Origin of the sequence: Bacillus sp. AFS073361, from assembly GCF_002567005.1 — a bacterium.
In the GTDB taxonomy this organism is placed as follows: domain Bacteria; phylum Bacillota; class Bacilli; order Bacillales; family Cytobacillaceae; genus Neobacillus.
In genome coordinates this window covers 80,683-103,427 of record NZ_NUZU01000002.1, presented here as the reverse complement: position 1 = coordinate 103,427, position 22,745 = coordinate 80,683, and the positions used below count along the sequence as shown (strand labels likewise).

Annotated in this window: 25 protein-coding genes; 10 read left to right on the top strand and 15 right to left on the bottom strand. The window is 37.2% G+C overall.

All coding sequences use genetic code 11. The features are described from left to right. Positions 1-187: hypothetical protein (locus COJ96_RS28985; RefSeq protein WP_218936490.1), on the top strand; the 187-nt coding region annotated here is incomplete at its 5' end. 62 nt (positions 188-249) lie between these two features. On the opposite strand, the gene COJ96_RS01380 is transcribed toward COJ96_RS28985, so the two are convergent. The 3 genes from COJ96_RS01380 to COJ96_RS01370 all read right to left on the bottom strand — a co-directional run bounded on the left by COJ96_RS01380 (position 250) and on the right by COJ96_RS01370 (position 3,471). Continuing rightward, the gene (locus tag COJ96_RS01380; protein ID WP_098571210.1) at positions 250-1,098 is read right to left on the bottom strand and encodes a DegV family protein; all 849 of its coding nucleotides are present in this window, start codon (positions 1,096-1,098) and stop codon (positions 250-252) included. A 129-nt stretch (positions 1,099-1,227) separates the two neighbouring features. Further along, a complete protein-coding gene (locus tag COJ96_RS01375; RefSeq protein WP_098571209.1) occupies positions 1,228-1,749 on the bottom strand; it encodes a hypothetical protein in 522 nt (173 codons plus the stop codon). A gap of 18 nt (positions 1,750-1,767) precedes the next feature. Continuing rightward, positions 1,768-3,471: a formate--tetrahydrofolate ligase gene (locus COJ96_RS01370; protein ID WP_373561646.1), complete on the bottom strand. Its 1,704-nt coding sequence runs from the start codon at positions 3,469-3,471 to the stop codon at positions 1,768-1,770. 227 nt (positions 3,472-3,698) lie between these two features. On the opposite strand from COJ96_RS01370, the gene metA reads away from it, so the two are divergent. Together metA and COJ96_RS01360 are read left to right on the top strand one after the other, a co-directional pair. Next, on the top strand, positions 3,699-4,607 hold the full coding sequence (gene metA / locus COJ96_RS01365; protein ID WP_098571207.1) for a homoserine O-acetyltransferase MetA: 909 nt from the start codon (positions 3,699-3,701) through the stop codon (positions 4,605-4,607). A 114-nt stretch (positions 4,608-4,721) separates the two neighbouring features. Beyond that, the gene (locus COJ96_RS01360) at positions 4,722-4,931 is read left to right on the top strand and encodes a DUF3892 domain-containing protein (protein ID WP_098571206.1); all 210 of its coding nucleotides are present in this window, start codon (positions 4,722-4,724) and stop codon (positions 4,929-4,931) included. Between the two features lie 32 nt (positions 4,932-4,963). Here COJ96_RS01360 and mntR read toward each other — a convergent pair whose 3' ends face one another. From mntR to COJ96_RS01340, 3 genes are all read right to left on the bottom strand, one after another. After that, the gene (mntR, locus tag COJ96_RS01355; protein ID WP_026563854.1) at positions 4,964-5,386 is read right to left on the bottom strand and encodes a transcriptional regulator MntR; all 423 of its coding nucleotides are present in this window, start codon (positions 5,384-5,386) and stop codon (positions 4,964-4,966) included. Between the two features lie 70 nt (positions 5,387-5,456). Next, the gene (locus tag COJ96_RS01350; protein ID WP_098571205.1) at positions 5,457-7,646 is read right to left on the bottom strand and encodes a DNA topoisomerase III; all 2,190 of its coding nucleotides are present in this window, start codon (positions 7,644-7,646) and stop codon (positions 5,457-5,459) included. 175 nt (positions 7,647-7,821) lie between these two features. Next, positions 7,822-8,109: a hypothetical protein gene (locus COJ96_RS01340; RefSeq protein ID WP_098571203.1), complete on the bottom strand. Its 288-nt coding sequence runs from the start codon at positions 8,107-8,109 to the stop codon at positions 7,822-7,824. 280 nt (positions 8,110-8,389) lie between these two features. On the opposite strand from COJ96_RS01340, the gene cspD reads away from it, so the two are divergent. Then, complete coding sequence (cspD, locus tag COJ96_RS01335; protein ID WP_026563856.1) at positions 8,390-8,590, top strand: cold-shock protein CspD; 201 nt, start codon at positions 8,390-8,392, stop codon at positions 8,588-8,590. 70 nt (positions 8,591-8,660) lie between these two features. On the opposite strand, the gene COJ96_RS01330 is transcribed toward cspD, so the two are convergent. Beyond that, positions 8,661-8,846 (bottom strand): zinc-finger domain-containing protein, encoded by a 186-nt coding sequence (locus COJ96_RS01330; protein WP_306460573.1) that lies wholly within the window; start codon positions 8,844-8,846, stop codon positions 8,661-8,663. 20 nt (positions 8,847-8,866) lie between these two features. After that, positions 8,867-9,523, bottom strand: coding sequence for a reverse transcriptase-like protein (locus COJ96_RS01325; RefSeq protein ID WP_098571202.1), 657 nt, complete (start codon positions 9,521-9,523; stop codon positions 8,867-8,869). 199 nt (positions 9,524-9,722) lie between these two features. On the opposite strand from COJ96_RS01325, the gene COJ96_RS01320 reads away from it, so the two are divergent. Together COJ96_RS01320 and COJ96_RS01315 are read left to right on the top strand one after the other, a co-directional pair. Further along, complete coding sequence (locus COJ96_RS01320) at positions 9,723-10,130, top strand: reverse transcriptase-like protein (protein ID WP_098571201.1); 408 nt, start codon at positions 9,723-9,725, stop codon at positions 10,128-10,130. Positions 10,131-10,135: 5 nt separating this feature from the next. Beyond that, positions 10,136-11,065: a DMT family transporter gene (locus COJ96_RS01315; RefSeq protein WP_098571200.1), complete on the top strand. Its 930-nt coding sequence runs from the start codon at positions 10,136-10,138 to the stop codon at positions 11,063-11,065. Positions 11,066-11,099: 34 nt separating this feature from the next. Here the strand turns inward: COJ96_RS01315 and COJ96_RS01310 are convergent, their stop codons facing one another. Together COJ96_RS01310 and COJ96_RS01305 are read right to left on the bottom strand one after the other, a co-directional pair. Further along, a complete protein-coding gene (locus COJ96_RS01310; protein ID WP_257148371.1) occupies positions 11,100-11,381 on the bottom strand; it encodes a DUF6123 family protein in 282 nt (93 codons plus the stop codon). A gap of 29 nt (positions 11,382-11,410) precedes the next feature. Next, positions 11,411-11,902: a divergent PAP2 family protein gene (locus COJ96_RS01305; protein WP_098571199.1), complete on the bottom strand. Its 492-nt coding sequence runs from the start codon at positions 11,900-11,902 to the stop codon at positions 11,411-11,413. Between the two features lie 84 nt (positions 11,903-11,986). Between COJ96_RS01305 and sspL the strand changes: the two genes are divergently transcribed. After that, a complete protein-coding gene (sspL, locus tag COJ96_RS01300; RefSeq protein ID WP_026563862.1) occupies positions 11,987-12,124 on the top strand; it encodes a small, acid-soluble spore protein L in 138 nt (45 codons plus the stop codon). A 75-nt stretch (positions 12,125-12,199) separates the two neighbouring features. Here sspL and COJ96_RS01295 read toward each other — a convergent pair whose 3' ends face one another. The 5 genes from COJ96_RS01295 to COJ96_RS01275 form a co-directional block, all read right to left on the bottom strand. Next, positions 12,200-13,093: a 5'-3' exonuclease gene (locus COJ96_RS01295; RefSeq protein WP_098571198.1), complete on the bottom strand. Its 894-nt coding sequence runs from the start codon at positions 13,091-13,093 to the stop codon at positions 12,200-12,202. Positions 13,094-13,162: 69 nt separating this feature from the next. Further along, positions 13,163-13,990 (bottom strand): sulfurtransferase, encoded by an 828-nt coding sequence (locus tag COJ96_RS01290; protein WP_098571197.1) that lies wholly within the window; start codon positions 13,988-13,990, stop codon positions 13,163-13,165. Between the two features lie 41 nt (positions 13,991-14,031). After that, complete coding sequence (locus COJ96_RS01285; protein WP_098571196.1) at positions 14,032-17,685, bottom strand: dynamin family protein; 3,654 nt, start codon at positions 17,683-17,685, stop codon at positions 14,032-14,034. Between the two features lie 337 nt (positions 17,686-18,022). Further along, a complete protein-coding gene (locus tag COJ96_RS01280) occupies positions 18,023-18,598 on the bottom strand; it encodes an isoprenylcysteine carboxyl methyltransferase family protein (RefSeq protein ID WP_098571195.1) in 576 nt (191 codons plus the stop codon). After that, positions 18,599-19,687: a type III polyketide synthase gene (locus tag COJ96_RS01275; RefSeq protein WP_098571194.1), complete on the bottom strand. Its 1,089-nt coding sequence runs from the start codon at positions 19,685-19,687 to the stop codon at positions 18,599-18,601. 715 nt (positions 19,688-20,402) lie between these two features. Here COJ96_RS01275 and COJ96_RS01270 point away from each other — a divergent pair. The 3 genes from COJ96_RS01270 to COJ96_RS01260 are packed head-to-tail and all read left to right on the top strand — an operon-like array spanning position 20,403 to position 22,717. Next, positions 20,403-20,552: a cytochrome c oxidase subunit 2A gene (locus COJ96_RS01270; protein ID WP_098571193.1), complete on the top strand. Its 150-nt coding sequence runs from the start codon at positions 20,403-20,405 to the stop codon at positions 20,550-20,552. A gap of 21 nt (positions 20,553-20,573) precedes the next feature. Beyond that, complete coding sequence (locus tag COJ96_RS01265) at positions 20,574-21,050, top strand: cytochrome c oxidase subunit II (protein ID WP_098571192.1); 477 nt, start codon at positions 20,574-20,576, stop codon at positions 21,048-21,050. Next, positions 21,050-22,717, top strand: a complete 1,668-nt coding sequence (locus COJ96_RS01260) for a b(o/a)3-type cytochrome-c oxidase subunit 1 (protein ID WP_098571191.1) — start codon at positions 21,050-21,052, stop codon at positions 22,715-22,717. Before COJ96_RS01265 ends, COJ96_RS01260 begins: the two co-directional genes overlap by 1 nt. Positions 22,718-22,745: the final 28 nt, after the last annotated feature.

Here is a 22,745-nt window from a genome sequence, read left to right as displayed (position 1 = left end):
GAAGGTTTTTCAGTGCCCTCGAAGAAACGGGATTATTTTTTATTTGCTTGACGTCCACTTTTTTTCTGACTTTGCGATTTGGTATTACCAATCTGAAATTCACTGCCGAGTTCGATATCATTTCGTTTGTCTTGTTTTTCAATTTGCTCTCTTGTTTGATTCGCATTTTGTCTACCCTGCTTACTAATTGTGCATCTTCCTCTCATTTAAAATTAAATGCAAAATTAGTATGCTCCGTTCAAGAAAAAGTTATTTCAACCCATTGTGCCAGCTAATCCCCAGCGTATTTTCACCTGCATGTACACCGATTACCGCTCCTAAGGGGCAATGTACTATCTCTAATTCAGGAAATTCCTTTTTGATTTCATTTTCCCAATTGGAAGCCTGTTCCTCATGTAATCCATATAAAATATATACTTCTTTAAAGTGATGCTGCTGATAGGATGATCGTAAATAATCCAATATTTTCTCTTTCGCCTTTTTCTCGCTTCTTGCTTTTTCTTTTACATTCAATGCTCCGTCTACGATGGATATAATTGGTTTAACATTAAGCATACTGCCAAGAAAGAATTTCAAGCCTGACATTCTGCCACTTCGGTGGAGTTGTTCTAAACTTCCTACAAGCACATATGTCTCGTTCGTTTTCTTAATTGTTTCAAGTTGATTGACTACCGATTCAAGACTAGCACCAGCTTCTAGTAAGGCTATTCCCTTTTTAAGCAAGGCTGTCATCGGATAAGTAAGAATGTTAGAATCTAACGTGGTAACCGGAATATCTACCAATTTTGCTGCCTGCTCACTTGAAGATACCGTACCACTTAACTTTCCAGATAAAAGTACGGCAACCACTTGATCATAATCCGCTGACAATTTTTCGTATAGTGCCTGAAATGCCCCAATAGAAGGCTGTGATGTTTTTGGAGGATTTTTAAGCTGCTTTAAGCGATCAAATAATTGGGCAGGTGTTAAGTCAATCCCATCTGAATATTCCTCTCCATCAAGTAAAATTGTTAAGGGTATTGTATATAAATCCGGATGATTTCTTAATTCATCGTCTAAATAGGCAGTGCTATCTGTAACCCATGCCGTTTTGACCAACGTCATCTCCCCTTTTTAATCATTTTAAATAAGTATGTAAATTAATCGTACATAAAAATTAGAATATTGTAAATATTATAGGAACAATAACAAAACCAGCTTCCAATATAAAAAGCTGGTTTTGGATTTTCAACTAATTTCCTCGTTTAGTCTCTTTAACGTTGTGATAATAAACTCCGTCATTTCGACTAAGTCCTCAATTTGGTCTTCATGAATCAGTCTGTCAAATTCAATCGTTATTATAAGAGAATGAGCTGGGTCAATACTTAACGGGTCATAGAGAACATTTTGATTTATTATTCTGGTCGGTCCCCAAATATCCAATAGAAGGGCTTTGAGTGCGGAATAGTCTAAGTCCGATTCCTCTTTGGCTGCAATAAATTTCAGACTTAACATACATCCTGCCTGCTCCTCTGATTGTATAGATGGTAAAAGCTCGGCTGCTAAATTAACCAGACCTGATTTTAGTTCAATTGTTGCCTTTACCTTTTTTTCGGGTAATCGAAATGTCATGTCAAATTTTCGCGACATTTTAGCCATATTAACGGAATCGTTTCGATCGGTAATAACGATTTCTCCACTAATATCCAGATCATAAAGAGCCCCTTCAATCACTACTTTCATATTATCAAATGCGGTTGGATCAAACATAAACTTTTGACTCTCCTCTTAAAATAACCCGATTGCATTCCCGTTTCCATTGACATCCATATTTAAAGCTGCTGGTTTTTTTGGCAAACCTGGCATCGTCATGACATCTCCTGTTAAGGCAACAATAAATCCGGCCCCAATTGAAGGTTTTAATTCCCTGACTGTCACACTAAAATCCGTTGGCCTGCCTAACTTTGATGGATCATCAGATAAAGAATACTGAGATTTCGCCATACAAACGGCCAAATGGGACCAGCCAAACTTTTCAAAATCAATTAACTGTTTTTTTGCTTTTGATGAAAATTCAACATCGCTTCCGCCATAAACTTTTTGAACAATCGTTCGAACTTTTTTCTCGATCGGATCAGATAAGTCATATAGCGGTTTAAAATTATTTTTTTCCTTGTCCATGACAGCTAAAAGCGTATTAGCTAAATCAATCCCGCCTGCTCCACCTTTTTCCCACACTTCAGTTAAGGCAACAGGCACATTTTCCCTTTTACACCACTCAAGTAATGTTTCTACCTCCTGCTTGGTATCCGTGATGAATTGGTTAACGGCCACAACAACTGGTAATCCGAAGCTCTGAATGGTCTCAATGTGTTTCTTTAGGTTCGCAAAGCCCAGCGTTAATGATGGAATATTTTCATTTGCTAACTCGCTCTTCGCTACACCACCATGCATTTTCAAGGCACGAATCGTTGCAACAATAACAACAGCTTCCGGTTTAATACCCGCACTTCTCGATTTTATATGTAAAAATTTCTCTGCGCCTAAATCAGCACCAAACCCTGCTTCTGTAATAACATAATCCGCTAATTTAGCTGCTGTGGTTGTAGCAATTACACTGTTACATCCATGGGCGATATTAGCAAATGGACCGCCATGAATTAGTGCTGGCGTGTGTTCAATTGTTTGTACAAGGTTGGGTTTAACCGCATCTTTTAACAATAATGTTAATGCACCTTCCACCCCTAGGTCTCCAACAGTCACCGGATTCTTATCAAAATTATAAGCAACCACCATCCGTGATAACCGTAACTTTAAATCTTTTAAGTCTGCAGCTAAACATAGAACCGCCATAATTTCTGATGCGACCGTAATATCAAAACCATCTTCCCGCGGCACTCCTTGAAGAGGACCGCCAAGTCCAATGATTACTTTTCTTAAGGCTCTGTCATTTAAATCGACCGCCCGTTTCCAGACAATTCTACGTTGATCAATGTTAAGTTCGTTACCTTGTTGGAGATGATTGTCGATTAATGCTGCGAGGGCATTGTTTGCAGTCGTTATCGCATGAAGATCTCCAGTAAAGTGTAAATTGATATCTTCCATTGGCAGTACTTGTGAGTACCCACCACCAGTCGCACCGCCTTTAATACCCATTGTAGGACCTAGGGAAGGCTCTCTTATGGCAATCATTGTTTTTTTACCAATCTTATTAAAAGCATCGGCTAGCCCAACCGTCACGGTCGACTTTCCTTCGCCAGCCGGTGTTGGATTAATGGATGTGACAAGGATGATTTTCCCACTTTCCTTTGTACTCAGTTTAGCAAGAGCTTCATTAGAAATTTTGGCCTTGTATTTACCAAAGAGCTCTAAATCATCCGCTTCTAGACCAATTTTTTCGGCAATTTCAACAATCGGTCTCATCTTTGAGTCTTGTGCAATTTCAATGTCTGATTTCACTATTGTTTTCAATACCACCTTTATCCCCCGCATTCAGCATTAGAATTGACCTACGGTTTCATTGTATCAAAAAAGCGCTTTCAATCCGATTGCCAATTATGAACAAATTATTATCTTTTCTGAAATTACAATAATGTTTATAATATTATTATTAAATATTTTAAATATTCATTGACATTTTGTCGTATATAGTAGTTATATTAATGGATGTAGTATGAAGTAAAACACCTGAAATTAAACCAGAAAAAGGGGATGGTCACTTGCCAATTAACATTCCAAAACTTCTCCCAGCAAGGGAAATTCTTGAAACAGAAAATATCTTCATCATGGACAATGAACGTGCAATTGCTCAGGATATCCGACCGTTAAATATACTTATTCTGAATTTAATGCCTGAAAAAGAAAGAGCAGAAACACAGCTTTTACGACTATTAGGAAACTCACCCTTACAAGTAAATGTAAATTTTTTAAAAACGAATTCTTATGAATCCACCCATACGAGTAAACAGCATCTCGAACAATTTTACACGACCTTTTCACAAGTGAAGAACCTGAAATTTGACGGGATGATTATTACTGGTGCCCCGGTGGAGCTGTTAGAATTTGATCAAGTGAAATATTGGTCAGAGTTAACAGAAATAATGGATTGGGCCAATGAAAATGTCACTTCGACGCTACATATTTGTTGGGGAGCCCAAGCTGCACTACATTATCATTACGGAATTGGGAAATTTGAATTACAAAGAAAATGCTCCGGCATTTATGCCCACCGGATTTTTGAACAAAATGATATTTTGCTGCGTGGCTTTGATGATCAGTTTTACGCGCCACATTCTCGTTATACAGATGTTTCGATTGAAGCAATTAAAAAAAATTCACAATTAAAATTATTAGCTGCTTCCGAGGATGCAGGAGCCTTATTAATTGCATCCCAAGACAGAAAGCATGTGATGATTACTGGACATTTAGAATATGAATCAGATTCTCTTGCCCAGGAGTACGAAAGGGATGTGAAGAAGGGGCTTGAAATCCATATTCCCGAAAACTACTTCCCAAATAATGATCCAACGCAACCTCCTATAAATCGCTGGCGGTCCCATGGCCACTTATTCTTTTCAAACTGGCTCAATTATTATGTCTACCAAGAAACTCCTTTTTTTTGGGGTTAATAGAAAGCATCGGAAATTAAACCTCCGATGCTTTTTTTAGTTTATTTTTTGTAAAAATAGAAAGAATATAGAAAAAGTAAGAGCACCAAAAAATAGCTAAAAGGGAGAGTTTTAATGGAATCAATCGTGGCACTTCATCGCAATTACAATGGTGATATTATTAACTTCGTTACTTCTGAGGGTAGAATCATCTCGTATCGAAAAGCGTTACAAGAGGCCGAAGAGGGTCTAATCCAAGGGATCCAGGCGATTGAGGAACACGGGAAAATGTCTTTAATACCAGAGAGCAGCCAATCTTTTGACCAATTCCCTGATTTATATTAAAAGCACCTAGCGTAATTCCGCTAGGTGCTTTATTATTCATTTTCATTCTGTTTTTGAATTTCATTTAATGCATCAATTCGCTTTTGATCCTCTTCAAAAAATTGAACCAAGTCACCGATCCGATCGATGGAATCCCAACTTAAATGGTGCTCAATCCCTTCGACATCGTTATAAATATTTTCATCTTTTACACCAATGATTTTTAGGAATTGTTCTAGCAAATCATGTCTAAAGACAAGGCGTTTACCAATCTTTTTACCCTTTGTTGTTAACACAAGACCTCTATATTTTTCATAAACTAAGTACTCATCTTTATCAAGCTTTTGCACCATTTTCGTTACTGAGGAGGGATGTACAGACAGCGCTTCGGCAATATCTGAAACCCGAGCGTATCCTTTTTCTTCAATCAATATATATATTTGTTCAATATAATCTTCCATACTTGGTGTTGGCATCCCATACCCTCCAAAAAAATTACTCAACTAAAAGTGTACTATAAGAAAAAAATAGTGACAAGGCTCTTTATCAATTATCTATAATTACTTCCTTATTTTGAGGCGTTTGTTCAAATAAAAATTTGACCTTTTTTTCAGATTCGTCTATATAAAGCCGGGCATTAAAAGTTTTATCTTTATTAACAAACCCTTCAATCGGCTCTGTTTTCCCTTCTGATAAAAGAAGCTTAATATTCTTTTGCGTAATGTTTTTACCTAAAATCTTCTTAGATATAGTAAAATCACAATGATTTTTTTGGTAATTGGAACAGCCGTAAAAACTGCCCTTGTCCACCATAAACCCCTCACATTTTTTACAAGGCCCTAGTTTGGTATATGACTGTTTTCTTCCCTTTTGCTTCCCTGGTGCAAAATTTTCACGCATTTCATCTGAAAACGACCAATTTGCCGCTTGGTCTATACTAGACGAAATTAAATGAAAAACCATCTTTTTCGTTTGCTCCATGAAATGTTTTGGCGCAGCAGATCCTTCGGAAATTTCCTTCAATTTCTGTTCCCACTTGGCGGTCATCTCTGGTGAAGCTAAAATCTCCTTGCCGATGGCTTCAATCAAGATTTTGGCCTTTGCTGTGGCATAGACTAAATTTTTGTTGACCTCAATATATAAGCGATCCTTTAGCATCGTAATGATGCCTGCTCTCGTCGCTTCCGTGCCAAGACCCTCAGTTTTAGTGAGAATTTTTTCAAGTTCCTTATCATCAATATGCTTACCTGCTGTTTTCATTAACGTAATCAATTGACCTTCGGTATAACGTTTTGGAGGCTGAGTTTTACTTTCTTTCACTTCCACTTTATCTGTTTTACCTTGCTCACCTTCTGTTAACTTTGGCAGTGCAGGCTCATCATCATTATCTTTTGGTTTCAGTACCTTTCGCCAGCCTTCTTCAATTTGTACCTTTCCTTTTGAGATAAATGCCGCCCTGCTATCTACCAATGTTGTTACAGTAGTATACTCCGCAATCGCCTTATTGTAATGTGCAGCTATTAAACTTGTTACGACTAAATCATAAATTTTCTTTTCATCCGGAGTAAGCCGTTCCACAATTGGGATTTGTTCCGTTGGAATAATTGCATAGTGGTCCGTGACCTTTTTTTCATTTACATAGCGTTTGTTTTCTGAAATCGATTCTATTGGCAAAGGAAAGAAGCTTTCGTAATCTTTCAAATGACTTAATTTGTTTAAAATATCTGGGAAAGTATTAGCTTCCTCTTTCGTTACATACCGTGAATCGGAACGAGGGTATGAAACATTTCCTTTTTGATAGAGCTTTTGCATAACATCGAGAGTTTTCTTTGGAGAAAACTTATACCGTTTATTCGCTTCAGCTTGGAGAGCCGAAAGATTGTATAAGAGTGGAGGGAGAAATTCTTTTCTTTCTGATTGAACCTCACTAACCTCAGCGGGTTTATTCTTGCAAAAAGCCGCAACTTTTTCTGCTAACTCTTTTTTGTTTACTCGGGTTTCGCCATCATTCTGCCATTTTCCTGTGTACTTTTTTCCGTCCATATTAAAATGTGCTAGAACCTCCCAAAAAGGTTCAGACTTAAAGTTCTCTATTTCTAGTTCTCTTTTAACAATTAATGCTAAGGTTGGGGTTTGCACTCGCCCAACTGAAAACACATCGGAAAAGCCTTGTTTTTGCAATAAGAGGCTATAGAGCCGTGAAGCATTCATACCTACCACCCAGTCAGCACAAGCCCTGGTATAGGCTTCAAAATATAAACTCCTTGTCTGTTGTTCATCCAAGAGCTTCTGAAAACCTTCTCGAATACTATTGGCAGTTAACGAAGAAATCCACAGCCTTTTCATGGGTTTGTGACATTTAGTCAGCCTGAGGATATTGCGGATAATTAGCTCACCCTCGCGCCCCGCATCACCTGCATGAATAATTTCAGTAACCCTTGGGTCTGAGACCAATTTCTTAATGATGGCAAATTGTTTTGCCTTATCCTTTGTTACCTCGTATTCAAACTGTTCGGGGATCATTGGCAAATGATCTAAAGACCATTTTTTCCAGCCTTGTTGATATTTTTCAGGCGAAACTAATTGGCATATATGTCCAATGGCCCAAGTGACATAGGCTCCCTCTGGAAAAACATCATTTGAAAAAATTTCAATAAAACCATTTTGTTTTTTATGTTTAAAGATTGATGCTAAGGTCGAACCTTGATCCGGCTTTTCGGCAATAATTAATTTCATGTGATTGCTCCCTTTTTTACAAGCATCCCGAAATCCATTTTACCCATTAAATCCATCGTTAGTAAAGAGATAAAATACTGGGCATCCATTACTTTCCTTGACAAAATGATGACAAATGCGCCGGCTGGAGAATAAATAAAAGGATGGCCATTTTTATGGCCACCCTTGAGGAACATTACATTATTTGTTTTAACGTGCTAATCTTTGGATGATCATACCAATTGTCATCAGGGATAATATTTGAAACTGTTAATATTAAAGATGGAATTCTCTCAACTTCGAAAACTATCGCACCAACTTTTTTCGTAAAAATGATAAAGGCGCTTCCATGAGAATATTTACTTAAATCAGCACCGATATGAAGCAGAGCCATTAATATCGCCTGTTTTTCAACTGAATCAATATAAACTTGCGGTGAAAATCTTAATATCCATTCCGCACCTTCAATAGAAAATCGGTACATGGTATCTGCCTCCTGCATGTATATTGGTTATTTAAACATATGATGCAAAAGTAGTTTTATGTTAGTGCCTGCTAACGATTATCTAAATAATTTCATAGAATCTATGAAAAATACACTAAAAAACCTAAGTCCTTCCTTGACTGTAAATTTTCAATATTGTATATTTAAAGCATCATGTATCTACTATATGCATTATTTTACTAGTGCAGATTGTCTACATGATAATATTTATCTTTGGCACCATAAGGGTGGCTTGAAAAGGCTTAGGAGGAAGAAGTAAATGCAAAACGGTAAAGTTAAATGGTTTAACAATGAAAAAGGTTTTGGTTTTATTGAAGTAGAAGGCGGCGACGATGTATTCGTACACTTCAGCGCGATCACTGGCGAAGGCTTCAAATCTTTAGAAGAAGGCCAAGAAGTTTCTTTTGAAATCGTTGAAGGAAACCGTGGACCACAAGCAGCTAACGTTGTAAAACTATAATCTAAATTAACCAATTTGGGCTGACGAATATCGTCAGCCTTTATATTTTTGCAGGAACTATGTGATTGCATTAACTTAATTTTTTCCCAAATTCCTGGAGTTGTTCCCCTACTGTACACTGGGAAATGCAAAACCGGTGTGCTGATCTTCGCCCGCCTTCTTTTTTCATATGTTGATGTAAAAAGCAGCCTTCACAGTAATGAGCCATTAAAGATTCGACATGACTCAATAATTCTCTTCTGTTGATTTCCTTCACAACAGTTTCCCACCCCTTTCCTAAAGAATTAATGTTTTTGCAAATATTTCTTTTCCTGCTAATGCTTGTGTTGCCAGTTTATCTGCCTCTTTATTATCTTTTCTATTAATCGTCGTATATTTTGGGATTAAACCTAACTCTTTAATTTTCCCCTCAATTCGGTCAAGCCAGCTGTTAAGTGTATCTTCATAGCATGGCCACTCCCCTTCTAATTGTTTTAGCACAACCTGGGAGTCCCCTTTAAATTCACAAGATAAATGATGTACCCCTAAATCTTCTAAAATATTCAAGGCATAATAAAAAGCAGCATATTCTGCTTCATTGTTTGTCTCTAATTCATCTATTCGCTCATTCGCTCGAATACGATATTTCTTCCTTCCCTGTTTAAAAAATATAACTGCACCAAGACCTGCTTGATTTGTTTCCTTTTGAAAGCCCCCGTCAAAGTAAACGGTTATTTCATGTGGATCTTCTTCAATTTCAGTCATCAACTTTTTCATTTCCTTTAAGATCCAAGAGGTGCCTTTCTCATCATAAAAAAACAAATCCGATATTTTGCCAGTACTTTCAAGCTCCTCGCCGATTTGTATCGCTGTTTCACCTGATACCAATTCAGAGGAAAACTGTACCTTTTCATTAGTTTTTGTTTTATACATCCACTCTAACCGATATTTCAATGTCTTCAACCTTTCTTTAAAGAATTCAATGGCATTTAAAATAATCGATTCCTATTCGGCAATTTTACCACTTCATCCTAACCTATTCTGATATATTCTTATCATACCCACTTCTTCATAGTTGTTATAAGAATAAATATTTTCTGCCTTAAAAGAAATATGATAAACTTTCATTAGTACACATATGGAGGAAACAGAATTGATTGAAGTTTATATTGACGGGGCAAGTGCTGGAAATCCTGGACCAAGCGGAGCCGGGATTTTTATTAAAGGAAATGGCATTTCTGAAAAATATTCCATTCCCCTTGGAAACATGTCAAATCATGAAGCAGAATATCATGCATTTATTAAAGCATTAGAAATATGTTTAGAAAAAGGGGTTCAGGATTCCGTTTTGTCTTTTCGAACGGATTCTCAATTAGTAAATCAGGCCGTTGAAAAAGAGTTTGTTAAAAATAAGCTTTACACCCCATTACTTGAACACGCATTACATTTATCCAAACAAATTCCTTTATTTTTTATGAAATGGATTCCGAGTGCTGAAAATAAAGTTGCAGATGAATTAGCACGGCAGGCGATTCGAAAAAATCTTCCCGGGGAGCAATGAAACTCATGAAAAAACCTTTATTTGCTGATTTAAGTTTGCTCCTTGTCACCATTATTTGGGGTACAACGTTTGTATTAGTTCAAAATGCTATTGATTTCCTTGAACCATTTTCCTTTAATGGCATTCGCTTTCTTGCTGCAGCCATAATATTAATTCTCTGCCTTTTCCTATTTGACAAAGGGCAGTTAAAAAAATTGGATAGAAAGTTACTTTTATCCGGTGTTTTCATCGGATTTTGGTTATTTCTTGGGTATGCTACCCAAACCATCGGGCTATTATATACTACTTCTTCTAAAGCAGGATTTATAACAGGGCTAAGCGTTGTCCTCGTCCCATTATTTTCGATGATGTTATTAAAGCAGTATCCCACCAGAAATGCTGTTTTCGGTGTGCTGACAGCAACGATTGGCTTATTTCTGCTGACAATGACTGATGTAATTGCATTGAATAAGGGAGATGGCTTCGTCTTCATTTGTGCGATCAGTTTCGCGCTTCAAATTATTTATACTGGTAAATTTAGCAATAAATATCCAACACTGCTGTTAACGATTATCCAAATTACAACTGTAGCTTTTCTTTCAATCGTATCCTCCTTCCTTTTTGAAGATTGGAGGAAGTCTTTTAATCCTGAAATACTATTTAGACAAGAGGTGCTTATTGCCCTAATCATCACGAGCTTGTTCGCGACGGCGCTTGCCTTTTTAATTCAGACCAATTTCCAAAAGTATACCTCAGCAACAAGGGTAGCCTTGATTTTTGCAATGGAGCCAGTGTTTGCTGCGATTACAGGGTTTTATTGGGCACAAGAACGATTATCCTATAGTGCTTTAATAGGCTGTTCCCTAATTTTTGCAGGCATGATATTTGCTGAACTCCCCTCCCAAAAAATTGCTTTTCTTAAAAGAAGTAAGAGTATTGAAGATAAAGTTTCATGAAAAAACTCCCTTTTAAAAGGGAGTTTTCTCATGTTTATATCGCTAATAGTTCCTTTTCTTTAACAAATTGAATCGCTTCTTTTCTAGTGCTGATTTTGTTTGAAATTAAGGTTTCCAATAATGATACATAAAAACTTCCATCAAAACTTCTTTGTGCTTTAAGAGTCATCTCAATGGCCGTATTGATCATTTCATCTGAAGCGTTTGTGTAGTGCTTCCCAAAGAAAATAAACCCAATTGCATCCTCTTGGAATTGAAAACCCTTTCCTTTCAGGTGATGCAAATAATCTTCGACTGTTCCCACTGACTTTGCCATCCCTCTCCCAACAAACTCTGAACATCCCTTTAAAATCTTAACTTAAATTTTGGTAATTTTCTATTCTTTTTTGTACATAAGTGACCAATGACTCCCACCAAAACACCTAGGATGGCTCCACCAACAACCTCTTCCGGTTCATGACCTAACATCTCTTTTAACTTTTTTGGAGAGTCCTGTTTAAATTCAACGCTTTCCTCTTTATGAATTTTTTCAATTAATTCATTCATGGAATTAACTTTTAAGGTTAACTCACCTGTTTGCCTTCTAACCCCTTGTGCATCATACATGACAATTAATCCGTAGATAAGGGAAAGGGCAAAATCAAAGGTTGGCAGGCCACGCTGCATGGCAATATAGGTTGTTAAAGTAGAAACCCCGGCTGAATGGGAACTAGGCATCCCGCCAGTTCCAAAGAATAGTTCAGGGCGCCATTCTTTCTCTTTTATATAGTGAAGCGGAATTTTCATTCCTTGTGCTAGTCCGATGCTAAAAAGCGCTAAATAAACACCTTTGTTCATCAAATCACCCCTGCTACTATTGTTCGAATTCCTGAGTTTTATTATTCCAACAGGAAATACTAAAAAAGTGGGAGGTGAACGATTATGGGTAAAAATGGTCAAGCAAATCGCGGCGTGAAAGCACCAGGGGTTAATCCTCAAGGATATGGTCAAGATGCCGAGTTTGCCGAAGAACCGAAAAGCAAATTGGAAAATGCCGCTAAAAAGAAAAATACAAAATAAAAAGCGGAAATTCCGGCATACCTTATTCATTAATCTAAAAAAATGAGGTCGTCTCAAATGGACAACCTCATTTTTTCAGGAAACAAACACTTCGTCTATTGGCAGTAGGCGCTGTAATCCACGAAGTTCTAATTCCATTAACTTATTCAATGCTTTTTCTTTTTCAATTCTTAAGCCCGCCTCATCTAAGGCACAACTTACGGGAACATCACATTTTATTTCAGCAAGTATTCTCGATAAATGGAGCATTTCTAAATCCTGTTCAATTTTAGTCTTATTTGATTTGGACAAGCGATCTAAATTGGAGATAATACCTTCAACATGTTCGAACTCCTTTAAGAGCTTTAGAGCTGTCTTTTCTCCTATCCCTCTTACACCAGGATAATTATCACTAGTATCACCCATTAGAGCTTTTAAATCGATCATTTGCCGAGGAGTAATCCCCTTCTCTTCCAAAAAAGTTTCTGGCGTATGAACAAGATAATTCCCATAGCCCTTTTTCAATAAAATTACGGAAATACTGTCATCAAGCAGCTGAAGCATATCCTGATCACCCGTTAAAATCGAGACATGAGCATAATCTTTCGATTGATTGGCAATGGTTCCAATGCAATCATCGGCTTCGTATCCAGCTAGTCCGATATTTGGGATATCAAAAGAGGCCACCACCTCTTTTACTAAATCAAACTGCGGAATAAGCTCAACCGGAGCTTCTCCACGATTCCCTTTATAATCAGAAAACAATTCAGTACGGAAGGTCTTACTTCCCATATCCCAACAAACGGCAAGATGTGTGGGCTTGAAAGAATTTACAGCCGTGAATAAATGCTTCACAAAGCCATGAATTCCATTCGTGGGTGTTCCTTTTGAATTTATCATAAATTGTCCAGTAACTGCGGTAGCGTAAAAAGCACGGAATAGCAAGGCCATTCCATCAACAAGCATCAGTGAAGGTTTTTGATTCGTCATTTTGGACCTCCTTATTTGGCTGTTTAAAAACAACACGATTTCCATTATAACATAAGTTGCCCCAAAATATTATTCTATCTTATTATCCTCATATGAGATCCAATCACTAAAACTTCCAACATAGAGCTTTACTCTCTCAAAACCAGCTTCTCTTAAGGCCAAGTAATTAGGGGCAGCTGTTACCCCTGATCCACAATATACAATTATTTCCTTAGAAGGGTCGAGATTTTCGAACCTTTGTTTCTGATTCTCAACAGGCTTATAATGACTGTGACTTAATCCTTTCATCCATGGCATATTGATTGCTCCAGGAATATGCCCAGCTTTTTTATCAATTGGTTCTTCTATACCTAAAAAGCGTTTTTCTTCCCGCGAATCGATTAAGATTTTATTGGTTAACTGTTTTTCAACTACTTCTCTTACCTCTTCCGTTGTTGCCAGCAATTCAGGTTGAACCCGGAAATGGAATTCAGTTTTTCCAAAGACAGGAATTTCCTTGGTTACAGGATAAGATGCTTCTACCCAAACTTTATATCCACCATCAAGCACATAGACATTTTCATGACCGAGGTATTGAAGCATCCAGCTAAAACGGGCAGCATACGCTCCTTCACCATTATCATAGGCCACTACAAGTTTGTTTTCATCAATCCCTGCATTCTCAAGTTTAGAGATAAATTCTTCTAGCACTGGCATTGGATGCCTGCCGCCATAGGTTTGTTTTGGACTGGACAGATCTTTTTCTAAATCAAAGAACACTGCTCCTGGAATATGGTCTTGTAAGTATTCTTGCTTGCCTTTTTCTGGTTCGGCTAATGAAAACCGGCAATCGATGATCCTGACATGATTCTCATTTAAGCTTTTCAAGACCCATTCCTGATCTTTAATATATTTCACTAGAGCGTCCTCCTCGATTTTGATATATAAACTTAGAACTATTATGCCAGCTTTGTTTGGATATCCTTTAAAAATTCAATGGGGATTCCACCGTCTAAGGCCGAAAGATGACTTAAATAAAAATCATTTACTTGCGCGTTCATTTCTTCTAATAGACGATCGAATTCCTTTGTGATTTCATCGCTATAATGACTATTTAATCGTTTCGCTTCTTCTGCTAAATATTCCTCTGCTGGTTTATCTAACACTTGATAAAGCTCATCACTCATTTGTTTCTTTTCATTTTTTTCAAAGAAGGATTTTGGATTTTTAAAATAAGACATTGCTTTCGTAAATATTTGTTTATTTACATTTTTAAAGGCATTTGGAAATTCAATTGTTTCTTTATGCTCCATTTCAAATGGTGAAAAAGAAAGGTTTGAATTAATTTCCTGTAAGTTCCTGATAAGACTTGATTGGAAATCAGACATCTGCTTTTCAGTAAAGCGCTCAATACGTACAGTAGTTGCTCTCATTTCTTGAGCAAAATCAAACCCTAGACTTTCGAGAAATTCATCCAACGCACCTTGTAAAACTTTTTTTAAATTACGTCCATCATCCCTGAGAGAGCTTGGATTAAATGACTCCCTAAAGAAATCCCCGAAGCGTAAAAATACCCGTTTCTTAATGTAATAAACCAGCTCATCTGCCTCTTGATGCAAACGGTTTTGTAATGTTCCAACTGTTTGGTTTGTAAATAACTCTTGAATTAGCGCTTGCTGGTATCTAATATCCTCCCGTTTTTTCTCTTTTACCGATTGATCTTCGCGCGAACTTTGAATCAGATTAGTGATTAAATCATGGACACGAGTTACTTCCTTTTCCGCTGAGGAGATAGCCATTTCTGTTAATTCATTGGTAATGAAGCGATAAAACGCCTGTTCAAATTTATTCAGTCCTGAATCCAATTGTTGATTAGCATCCGTTTTTTCCTTTAAGGCTAATAAACTAGACACAGGATAAAGATGCGGATTTCTTATCCCATATTTGCTAAGTTGATCCTCAACATAATCAATCACCGATTCCTTCTCTTCCTCACTCTCAGCAAGATCGATTGCATTGATAATAAAAAACATTTTATCCATTTGGAATGATTCCTTCACACGTCCAAGTTGGATTAAGAATTCACGGTCAGCTTTAGAAAATGCATGGTTGTAATACGTAACAAAAAAACACGCATCTGAATTTTTAATATAATCAAAGGCTACACCGGTATGACGAGCATTGATTGAATCTGCTCCAGGTGTATCAACAAGTGTGATGCCTTTTCGGGTTAGCTCGCAATCATAATAGAGCTCGATCCATTCGACATAGCAAGATTTTTCTTCTTTTGCGACGAACTCGCTAAATTCAGTAACATCCGTTTCGAGAACAGTTCCCAACAAATTCCCATATGATGCATGGCCTTTCATAAATGCCTGCAAGAAGGCATAATGGGTCTTTTCTAAAACTCCACCTTCTTGCCCTGTTTGAAGCATAATCTGATCTATTTGCTTGGAGGCACCTTCTAAATCTGCAACCTGGTGTTCAAATACTTTTAAAGAACGATTAACATCCTCCAGCATGGCTGATGCATCTTTAAATTTAACAAGCACTGTGCCATGAGAATGATTTTCCGTAACTGGTTTAATTTTATTAATCGCAGCCGTGGTAGGATTTGGTGAAACAGGTAATACCTTTTCACCCATAAGTGCATTGGCAAAGGATGATTTGCCTGCACTGAAAGCACCAAATAATGCGACGGTAAACCCTTTGTTTGCAAGTCTTTCTGCTTTTTCCGCTAATTCCGTTGAGAGCTTTTGAAACCCAGGAATGTCTTTAATTAATGTTGAAGTAAGGCTGAGACGTTCTACAGTTTTAATTAAATGGTCTTTCGATGAATTTACTTCCGTTTCCTTAGATATCGGTATTTCAAAGGGTTCAGGCTTAGAAGTTTTGGTGACAGTTGAATCAGTGCTAGTGGTTGGCTGAGCTCTGACCACCTCAAATACTTCTTCATCCTGTTCAAAAAGATGATAACTATCTTCTTGCAGCACAACATCCGATGTTAATAACTCTTCGATTTTTGTTTCCATCAAGGTAATTTTCTGCTGCGATTTTTTTAATTCTATTAATGCCTTAACATATCGATCTGTGCTTTTTAGTTCTTGTTCATACTTCCCTATTAGTTTGGTGGTTCGTTCCTTTAATGCTTTAAGAAACTCCTCTTTAAAAGTCGTGAGTTGGATTCGTGCCAGTTTTTTAATTTCATTGGCCACATCTTCTGTATAATGTAATACATATCCACCAGATACTCGTGCACCGGGCTTTACTGCTTCTGTTAAGAGACTTGTTGGAACATTGATGGAATAAGATTGTGCCAATCCCAGCAGTTCCCCCTCATCAAGTCCAGTTTCTTTTAATGTGCTTAGTAAAAATTCGCGGACATGCCATTCTAACTGAGCTTTCGTTTTATCAAGAATATCATGCTGGAAACGATCCAGCCTTACCTTTTTCTCTTCTGCTGTCTTTTGCTTAGAAAACAAAAATCCAATCTTAAATTCTGGCTGACATGATTCCAAATAACTTTCAGCCAATTCTCTGGTTGGAAAGGGCATCAGATAGGCGTTTTTAAGGATTTGGGCAATTTGATGATCAAATTCCTTTTCAATTCCAGCCACCCCATCTTTTAATGTCTTGAGGTTACCTACCGCTTCTTCGGCAGCATTGTACAATGTACTTCTTTCTTCATCAGATATTTCATCGAGAATCGCCAGAATAGGTGCCAAATTCTCTTGATCTAATATATGCCTTTGCTGGATATGATCCTGTGTAATTTTCTTCAAAGATTGAAATATGGATGGAACTAATAATTGATCTTTAGAGGACAATTTTTCTCTAATAAAACCTTGAAGATCGTGAAATTCATTGAAGGGATGGGTTTCATGCTTCAATGAAGTATAAAATATTCTTGCTGGTTTAACCCCCCATGATGCAAACGAATCTTCCACACTGTTTTGAAACTCCAGAAAACTTAGTTCTTCATCATTGTGTTTGTCAATTTGGTTTATGACTAAGTAAACTTCTTTCCCTGCTTCAGTCAATTCTTTTGTAAATAAAAAATTCAACTCTGCTTGGACATGGTTATAATCCATTACGTAAAGAATCAAATCAGCAAGATGGATGGCCGACTCCGTTGCAATTCGGTGGGCATCGTCAGCTGAATCAATGCCAGGTGTATCCATAATGACAGTATGTTCGGGCAGACCCGTATCACTGTGACTTATTTCGATTTCTTCAATTTGGTCGCCGTCTTTACAATAATTCTTTACTAATTCATAATCATAAGGTGCTAAATATATACGAGGTGTTTCATTTTTGAAGAAGACTTTGGCGTATTCTTCCCCTGCTTTTACTTTCACCAAGTTTGCACTGGTAGGAATTGGACTCGATGGCAGTAATTTTTCACCCACTAGTTGGTTAATCATTGTCGATTTCCCTGCAGAAAAATGACCGCAAAAAGCTATTAGAAACTCTCTGTTCTCTAACTTTTTGGCTAATTGTTTAATCTTTTTTGCATGTTCAAAATCCTCTTGATTCATTAAATATTCATATATTGATATGATTTTCGTTTTCAATGTCTGGATGGCTTCTTCTTGGTTCGCTATTTTTATCATTACTTATTCCCCTTAACAACTTTGTAATATTTTTTATTTTATACGATAATTCAAACTTTTCCTATCCTGATACATTTTTTCTTAAAACAAATTTTTCCCAAAAACGACAAAAAGCCAAGGTTACCGGCCTTGGCTAGAAAAAGGTAGATATTTATTTTTAATGGGTAACATTTTTTAACACGTGCTTCATGACAAATGCATAAATAATAACCGTTCCGCCAACTAAAGCAAAAGCCATATGTAACACCTTCCTTATCAAGGTTGTTGAGAATGATTTTCATTGTTAATCAAATTTTAACATAGGTGATAATCATTTTCAATAGTCCTTATCAAATTGTCACACTTTTTTAACAACTTTAGGGAGAAAACGATTTCGATCCTGAAATATCCCTTCATATTCCGTCAATTCCATAAGCGCTTTTTCTTCTTCAGTAATCCGAACTATAAGGATAATGCTATTTAGGATAGTAAAGAGACACGCCGTTATATAGCAGTTGAATAATAAAGGTACCACAGCTATTTCTATCGCAACGACAAAATAATTGGGATGTCTGATATAAAGATAAGGACCTTTTTTTATCACCTTTGCATCTCGTAAAACAATTATCTTCGTGTTCCAATACCTTCCAAGTGAAATAATCACCCAAATTCTCATGATTTGCATCAATAAGAAAATTGATAAGAGGATCGGCCAAAAATAAGAGAGTTCCCTATTCTCATAAACTTTTTCAGCAACTAGGCAAATAAAGAACAGTACATGCATCAAAACCATCAATCGATAATGTTTTTTACCAAATTCGATAGCACCTTGGTTCTTCATCCATTTTTCATTCCGTTTTGCGATACAAAGTTCAACCACACGTTGAAAAATAATGAAGCCAATGATGATTTCGAATACAAGAAATCCTTCCATTTACCTCCACCTCATTAAATGCAGTTCTGAACTAAACCCTGGCCCAAGAGCAGTACCAAGACCATAGGCACCTTTTGGAATTTCTTTCTCCATGAATCGCTTCAGCACAAAAAGGATTGTCGCTGAAGACATATTTCCAAACTGTTTTAGCACATCAAGTGAAACCTTAGTCATTGAGGGAGGAATTTCTAATGATTTTACATAAGCATCGATTACCTTTTTTCCACCTGGATGGGCAATAAAATAGTTAATTGTTTCAAGTTCTACATGATTTTCTACTAGAAACTCCGTTACATTCGGCTTCAACCAATTTTCAATTATATGAGGAATATCGCGAGAAAAAACGACATATAACCCGTTACTCTTTATATCCCATCCCATCACATCTAAGGAATCCGGCATAAGTGTTGACTGAGTTGCAATAATGAAGGGTGAAGTCTTCTTCTTTCTGTATTCACAATAATTTGAATCATCACCGCAAACTAACGCACAGGCAACACCATCAGCAAATAAGGATGTACCTATGAAATTACTTTTCGATAGATCATTACGTTGAAAGGTCAAGCTGCAAAGTTCCACAGAAAGTACAAGGACCTTTGCTTTCGGAAAAGCAAGGCAGTATTCACGGGCTCTTGATAACCCTGCAGCACCACCTGCACAACCAAGTCCCCATATTGGAACCCTCTTAGTATGAGGCAGGAAGGGAAGTAAGTTCATAATTCTCGCTTCGATGCTTGGAGTAGCCATTCCGGTGGTTGAAATAAAAAAAATGGCGTCAATCTCCTGATAAGGGATTTCCCTTGTTAAGAAATCAGAATTATATAAACACTTCTCGATTGCTTCTCTTCCAAGTTCAACCGCTGACTCAATATAAGCCGTATTTTTTTCTTCCAACGTTTTATCTTCTTTAAACCAATCAATGTTTTTTACAAAATGCCTTTTTTCAATTTGGCCATTTTGAAAGGCGCGTAAAAGTCTTTCAATGTCCTTAAAAGAATCGGAGAACAGCTCGCGGGCAAACTCCGATGCTTGATTTTGGTTTACTTCAAATGGCGGCGTTACCTCTGCAACTGAAATTATCGTCGGCATATCTTATCTCCTTCAAGCTATGTAAGGGTATTTTTTCCAGCTTGGAGATATTTATGCAGAAAGGTCAGCACATAAAAAAAAGCCCCCTTTAAGGGAGAAACCGAAGTTTCTCTATAAGGGAGCAAACGTTTTGAAGGTTGTTGCTGTGCTCTTAAATTATATAATGGATGCTAATTTCGTTCATTAGCTAATGTTTTCCAATTTCAACTTCTTAAAGAAAAGCAAGAAATATGCTTTTCTTGATCTAATTTTTATCAGGCTGCTTTTGAACTTCAATCTTAATTTTATTTTTTACTACAGTTCCACAAATTTTACAAATTTCCACATTGTCATACAAGAGACGACATCGTTCGCAATAATATTTTTCCACAAAAATCCACTCTTTTCTAGAGGAAAATAAGATTTATTATTATCATATTTTCGAACTTCGAGAGTGTGACATTGATTCCAAAAGATATCTTTTTATCGTTTATGAAGGATTATTCAATTACTTTTATCACAGAGGAAGTGTGATAGTTCACATTTTATTCACAAATACCCCGGGGTGATTGTGATATAAATCACTGTTATATCAATTTTATAATATTAACATAGTAGATACCTAAGGAATGAACAATTCGTGAACTATGATATTTGTTATTTTTTCCTCACAATTGTTTTGTATTATGAAAGAGAACTAATCAATTATTTTATTACTCTGAAGGGAGTGCGGGGGATGGCGAAGGCGGAACTTAAAAAAAACAATAAAACAGAAATTGAAGACAGCTCTTCTCTTAAAGGGACATTAGCGTCCGTTTTCTTATTAGGAGCTTTTATTGTTGTTACTTGGGTAAGTGTCTATTACTTATTTGTTGATCGTTTTTAATGATTGAAGGGGGAAAAGATTATGCATATGCATAAATTCGAAAAAATTTGGCTAGCCTTTGGAATTGGCGCTCTGGTTGTTTTCTTAACAACTGTAGGTGTAAGCGCGTTCTATCTTGGCAACAAGCCGCCGAGCTGTTTAACGACGATTAATGTAGATAAGGTCGATGAAACGAAACCCTTTGATAAACCGGGATTACATAAGGTTGAAGGGAAAGATTGGGACTATGAGTTAGTCTATGTTGCTTCGGCTTTCTCCTATAATCCAGTAAAAGTGGAAGTACCACTTGGAGCAAAGGTGAAAGTTATTGCTACAACTAAAGACGTCGTCCATGGCTTTGAGGTTGCGGGAACAAATATCAACATGATGCTGGAGCCTGGTTATGTCAGTGAATATACGACAACATTTGATAAAGCAGGAGAATATTTAATTGTTTGTAATGAATATTGTGGTGCTGGACATCATTTAATGAGTTCGATGATTGAGGTGAAAAAATAATGACTAACTCCATAACAACGAAAGTAAAAGTGGACCCGCGAGATGCAAAGCTTTCAATGGCGCATTTTTTTGTTGCCTTCTCTGCTCTTGCACTTGGAGGTTTAATGGGGCTATTACAAACCCTTGTCCGTTCCGGAAAATGGGAGCTTCCATGGGGCATTGATTATTACCAAATCCTAACTGTCCATGGTGTTTTAATGGGATTGGTTTTAACGACGTTTTTTATTATGGGATTTCAATATGCTGCGGTAAGCAGAACCACTGGAGGTCATTCAATTGCTGCCCGCCGAAGCGGCTGGATCGGTTTTTGGATAATGTTAGTAGGAACTTTAATGGCAGCAACCATGGTTTTGCTAAAAGAAGCTTCTGTACTTTACACTTTTTATGCACCACTTAAAGCACATTGGATTTTTTACTTAGGTTTAACGTTTGTAGTAATTGGAAGCTGGATTGATGGTTCGGCTCAAATCATGACCTATGCAAAATGGCGAAAAAACAATCCATGTCAGCCAAGTCCATTATTAAGTTTTATGGCTGTAATAAATACTGTCATGTGGATTATTGCTACATTGGGCGTTGCAGCAACGGTATTGTTCCAATTACTTCCTTGGTCGCTTGGATTAGTGGATACTGTTGATGTATTAGTAAGTCGGACTTTATTTTGGTATTTTGGTCACCCACTCGTTTATTTCTGGCTTTTACCTGCGTACATGTGCTGGTATGCGATTATCCCGAAAATTATCGGTGGAAAAATTTTCTCTGATTCATTGGCACGCTTGTCATTTATTTTGTTTCTGCTCTTCTCGATTCCGGTTGGTTTTCACCACCAATTAACAGAGCCAGGGATTGACCCTGCTTGGAAATTCTTACAGGTTATCTTAACATTCATGGTTATTATTCCATCATTAATGACTGCTTTCTCGTTATTCGCTACGTTTGAAAGATATGGTCGCTCAAAAGGAGCAACAGGCCTTTTTGGCTGGTTTAAAGTTCTGCCTTGGAATGACGCTAGGTTTACTGTTCCATTTATTGGGATGGCTTCATTTATTCCTGCTGGTGCTGGTGGGATCATTAACGCTTCCAACCAAATGGACCAAGTGGTGCATAACACCATTTGGGTAACTGGTCACTTCCATTTAACTGCGGCAACATCCGTTGTATTAACGTTCTTTGGAATTTCTTATTGGCTTGTTCCACATTTAACCGGCCGCAAATTAACAAAAGCTATGAATAAATTAGGTATCATTCAAGCTTGGGTATGGTTCATTGGAATGGCCTTCATGTCGGGTGCCATGCACTTCCAAGGCCTTTTAGGCGGACCAAGACGTTCTGCATTCTCTACTTATGGTGGAGCCAAACAAGCAGCTGAATGGGTTCCATATCAAATTGCACAAGCAGTGGGTGGAACAATTTTATTCCTAGGAATTATTCTGATGATTATCATATTCATCAATCTTGCCTTCTTTGCTCCTAAAGGGGATGAAGAATTCCCTGTAGCGGTAGCTGAGAATCTTGAGGAAAAAGCACCAATGGTATTTGAAAACTGGAAATTATGGCTAGGAATTGCCGCAGCCTTAATTCTTTTCGCTTACACGATTCCATTTATCGATATTATTCAAAACTCCCCTCCAGGCTCAAAAGGATTCCAGACCTGGAGTAAATGGTAATAAGAAAAGCGCAAACGCCCTGGAGCAG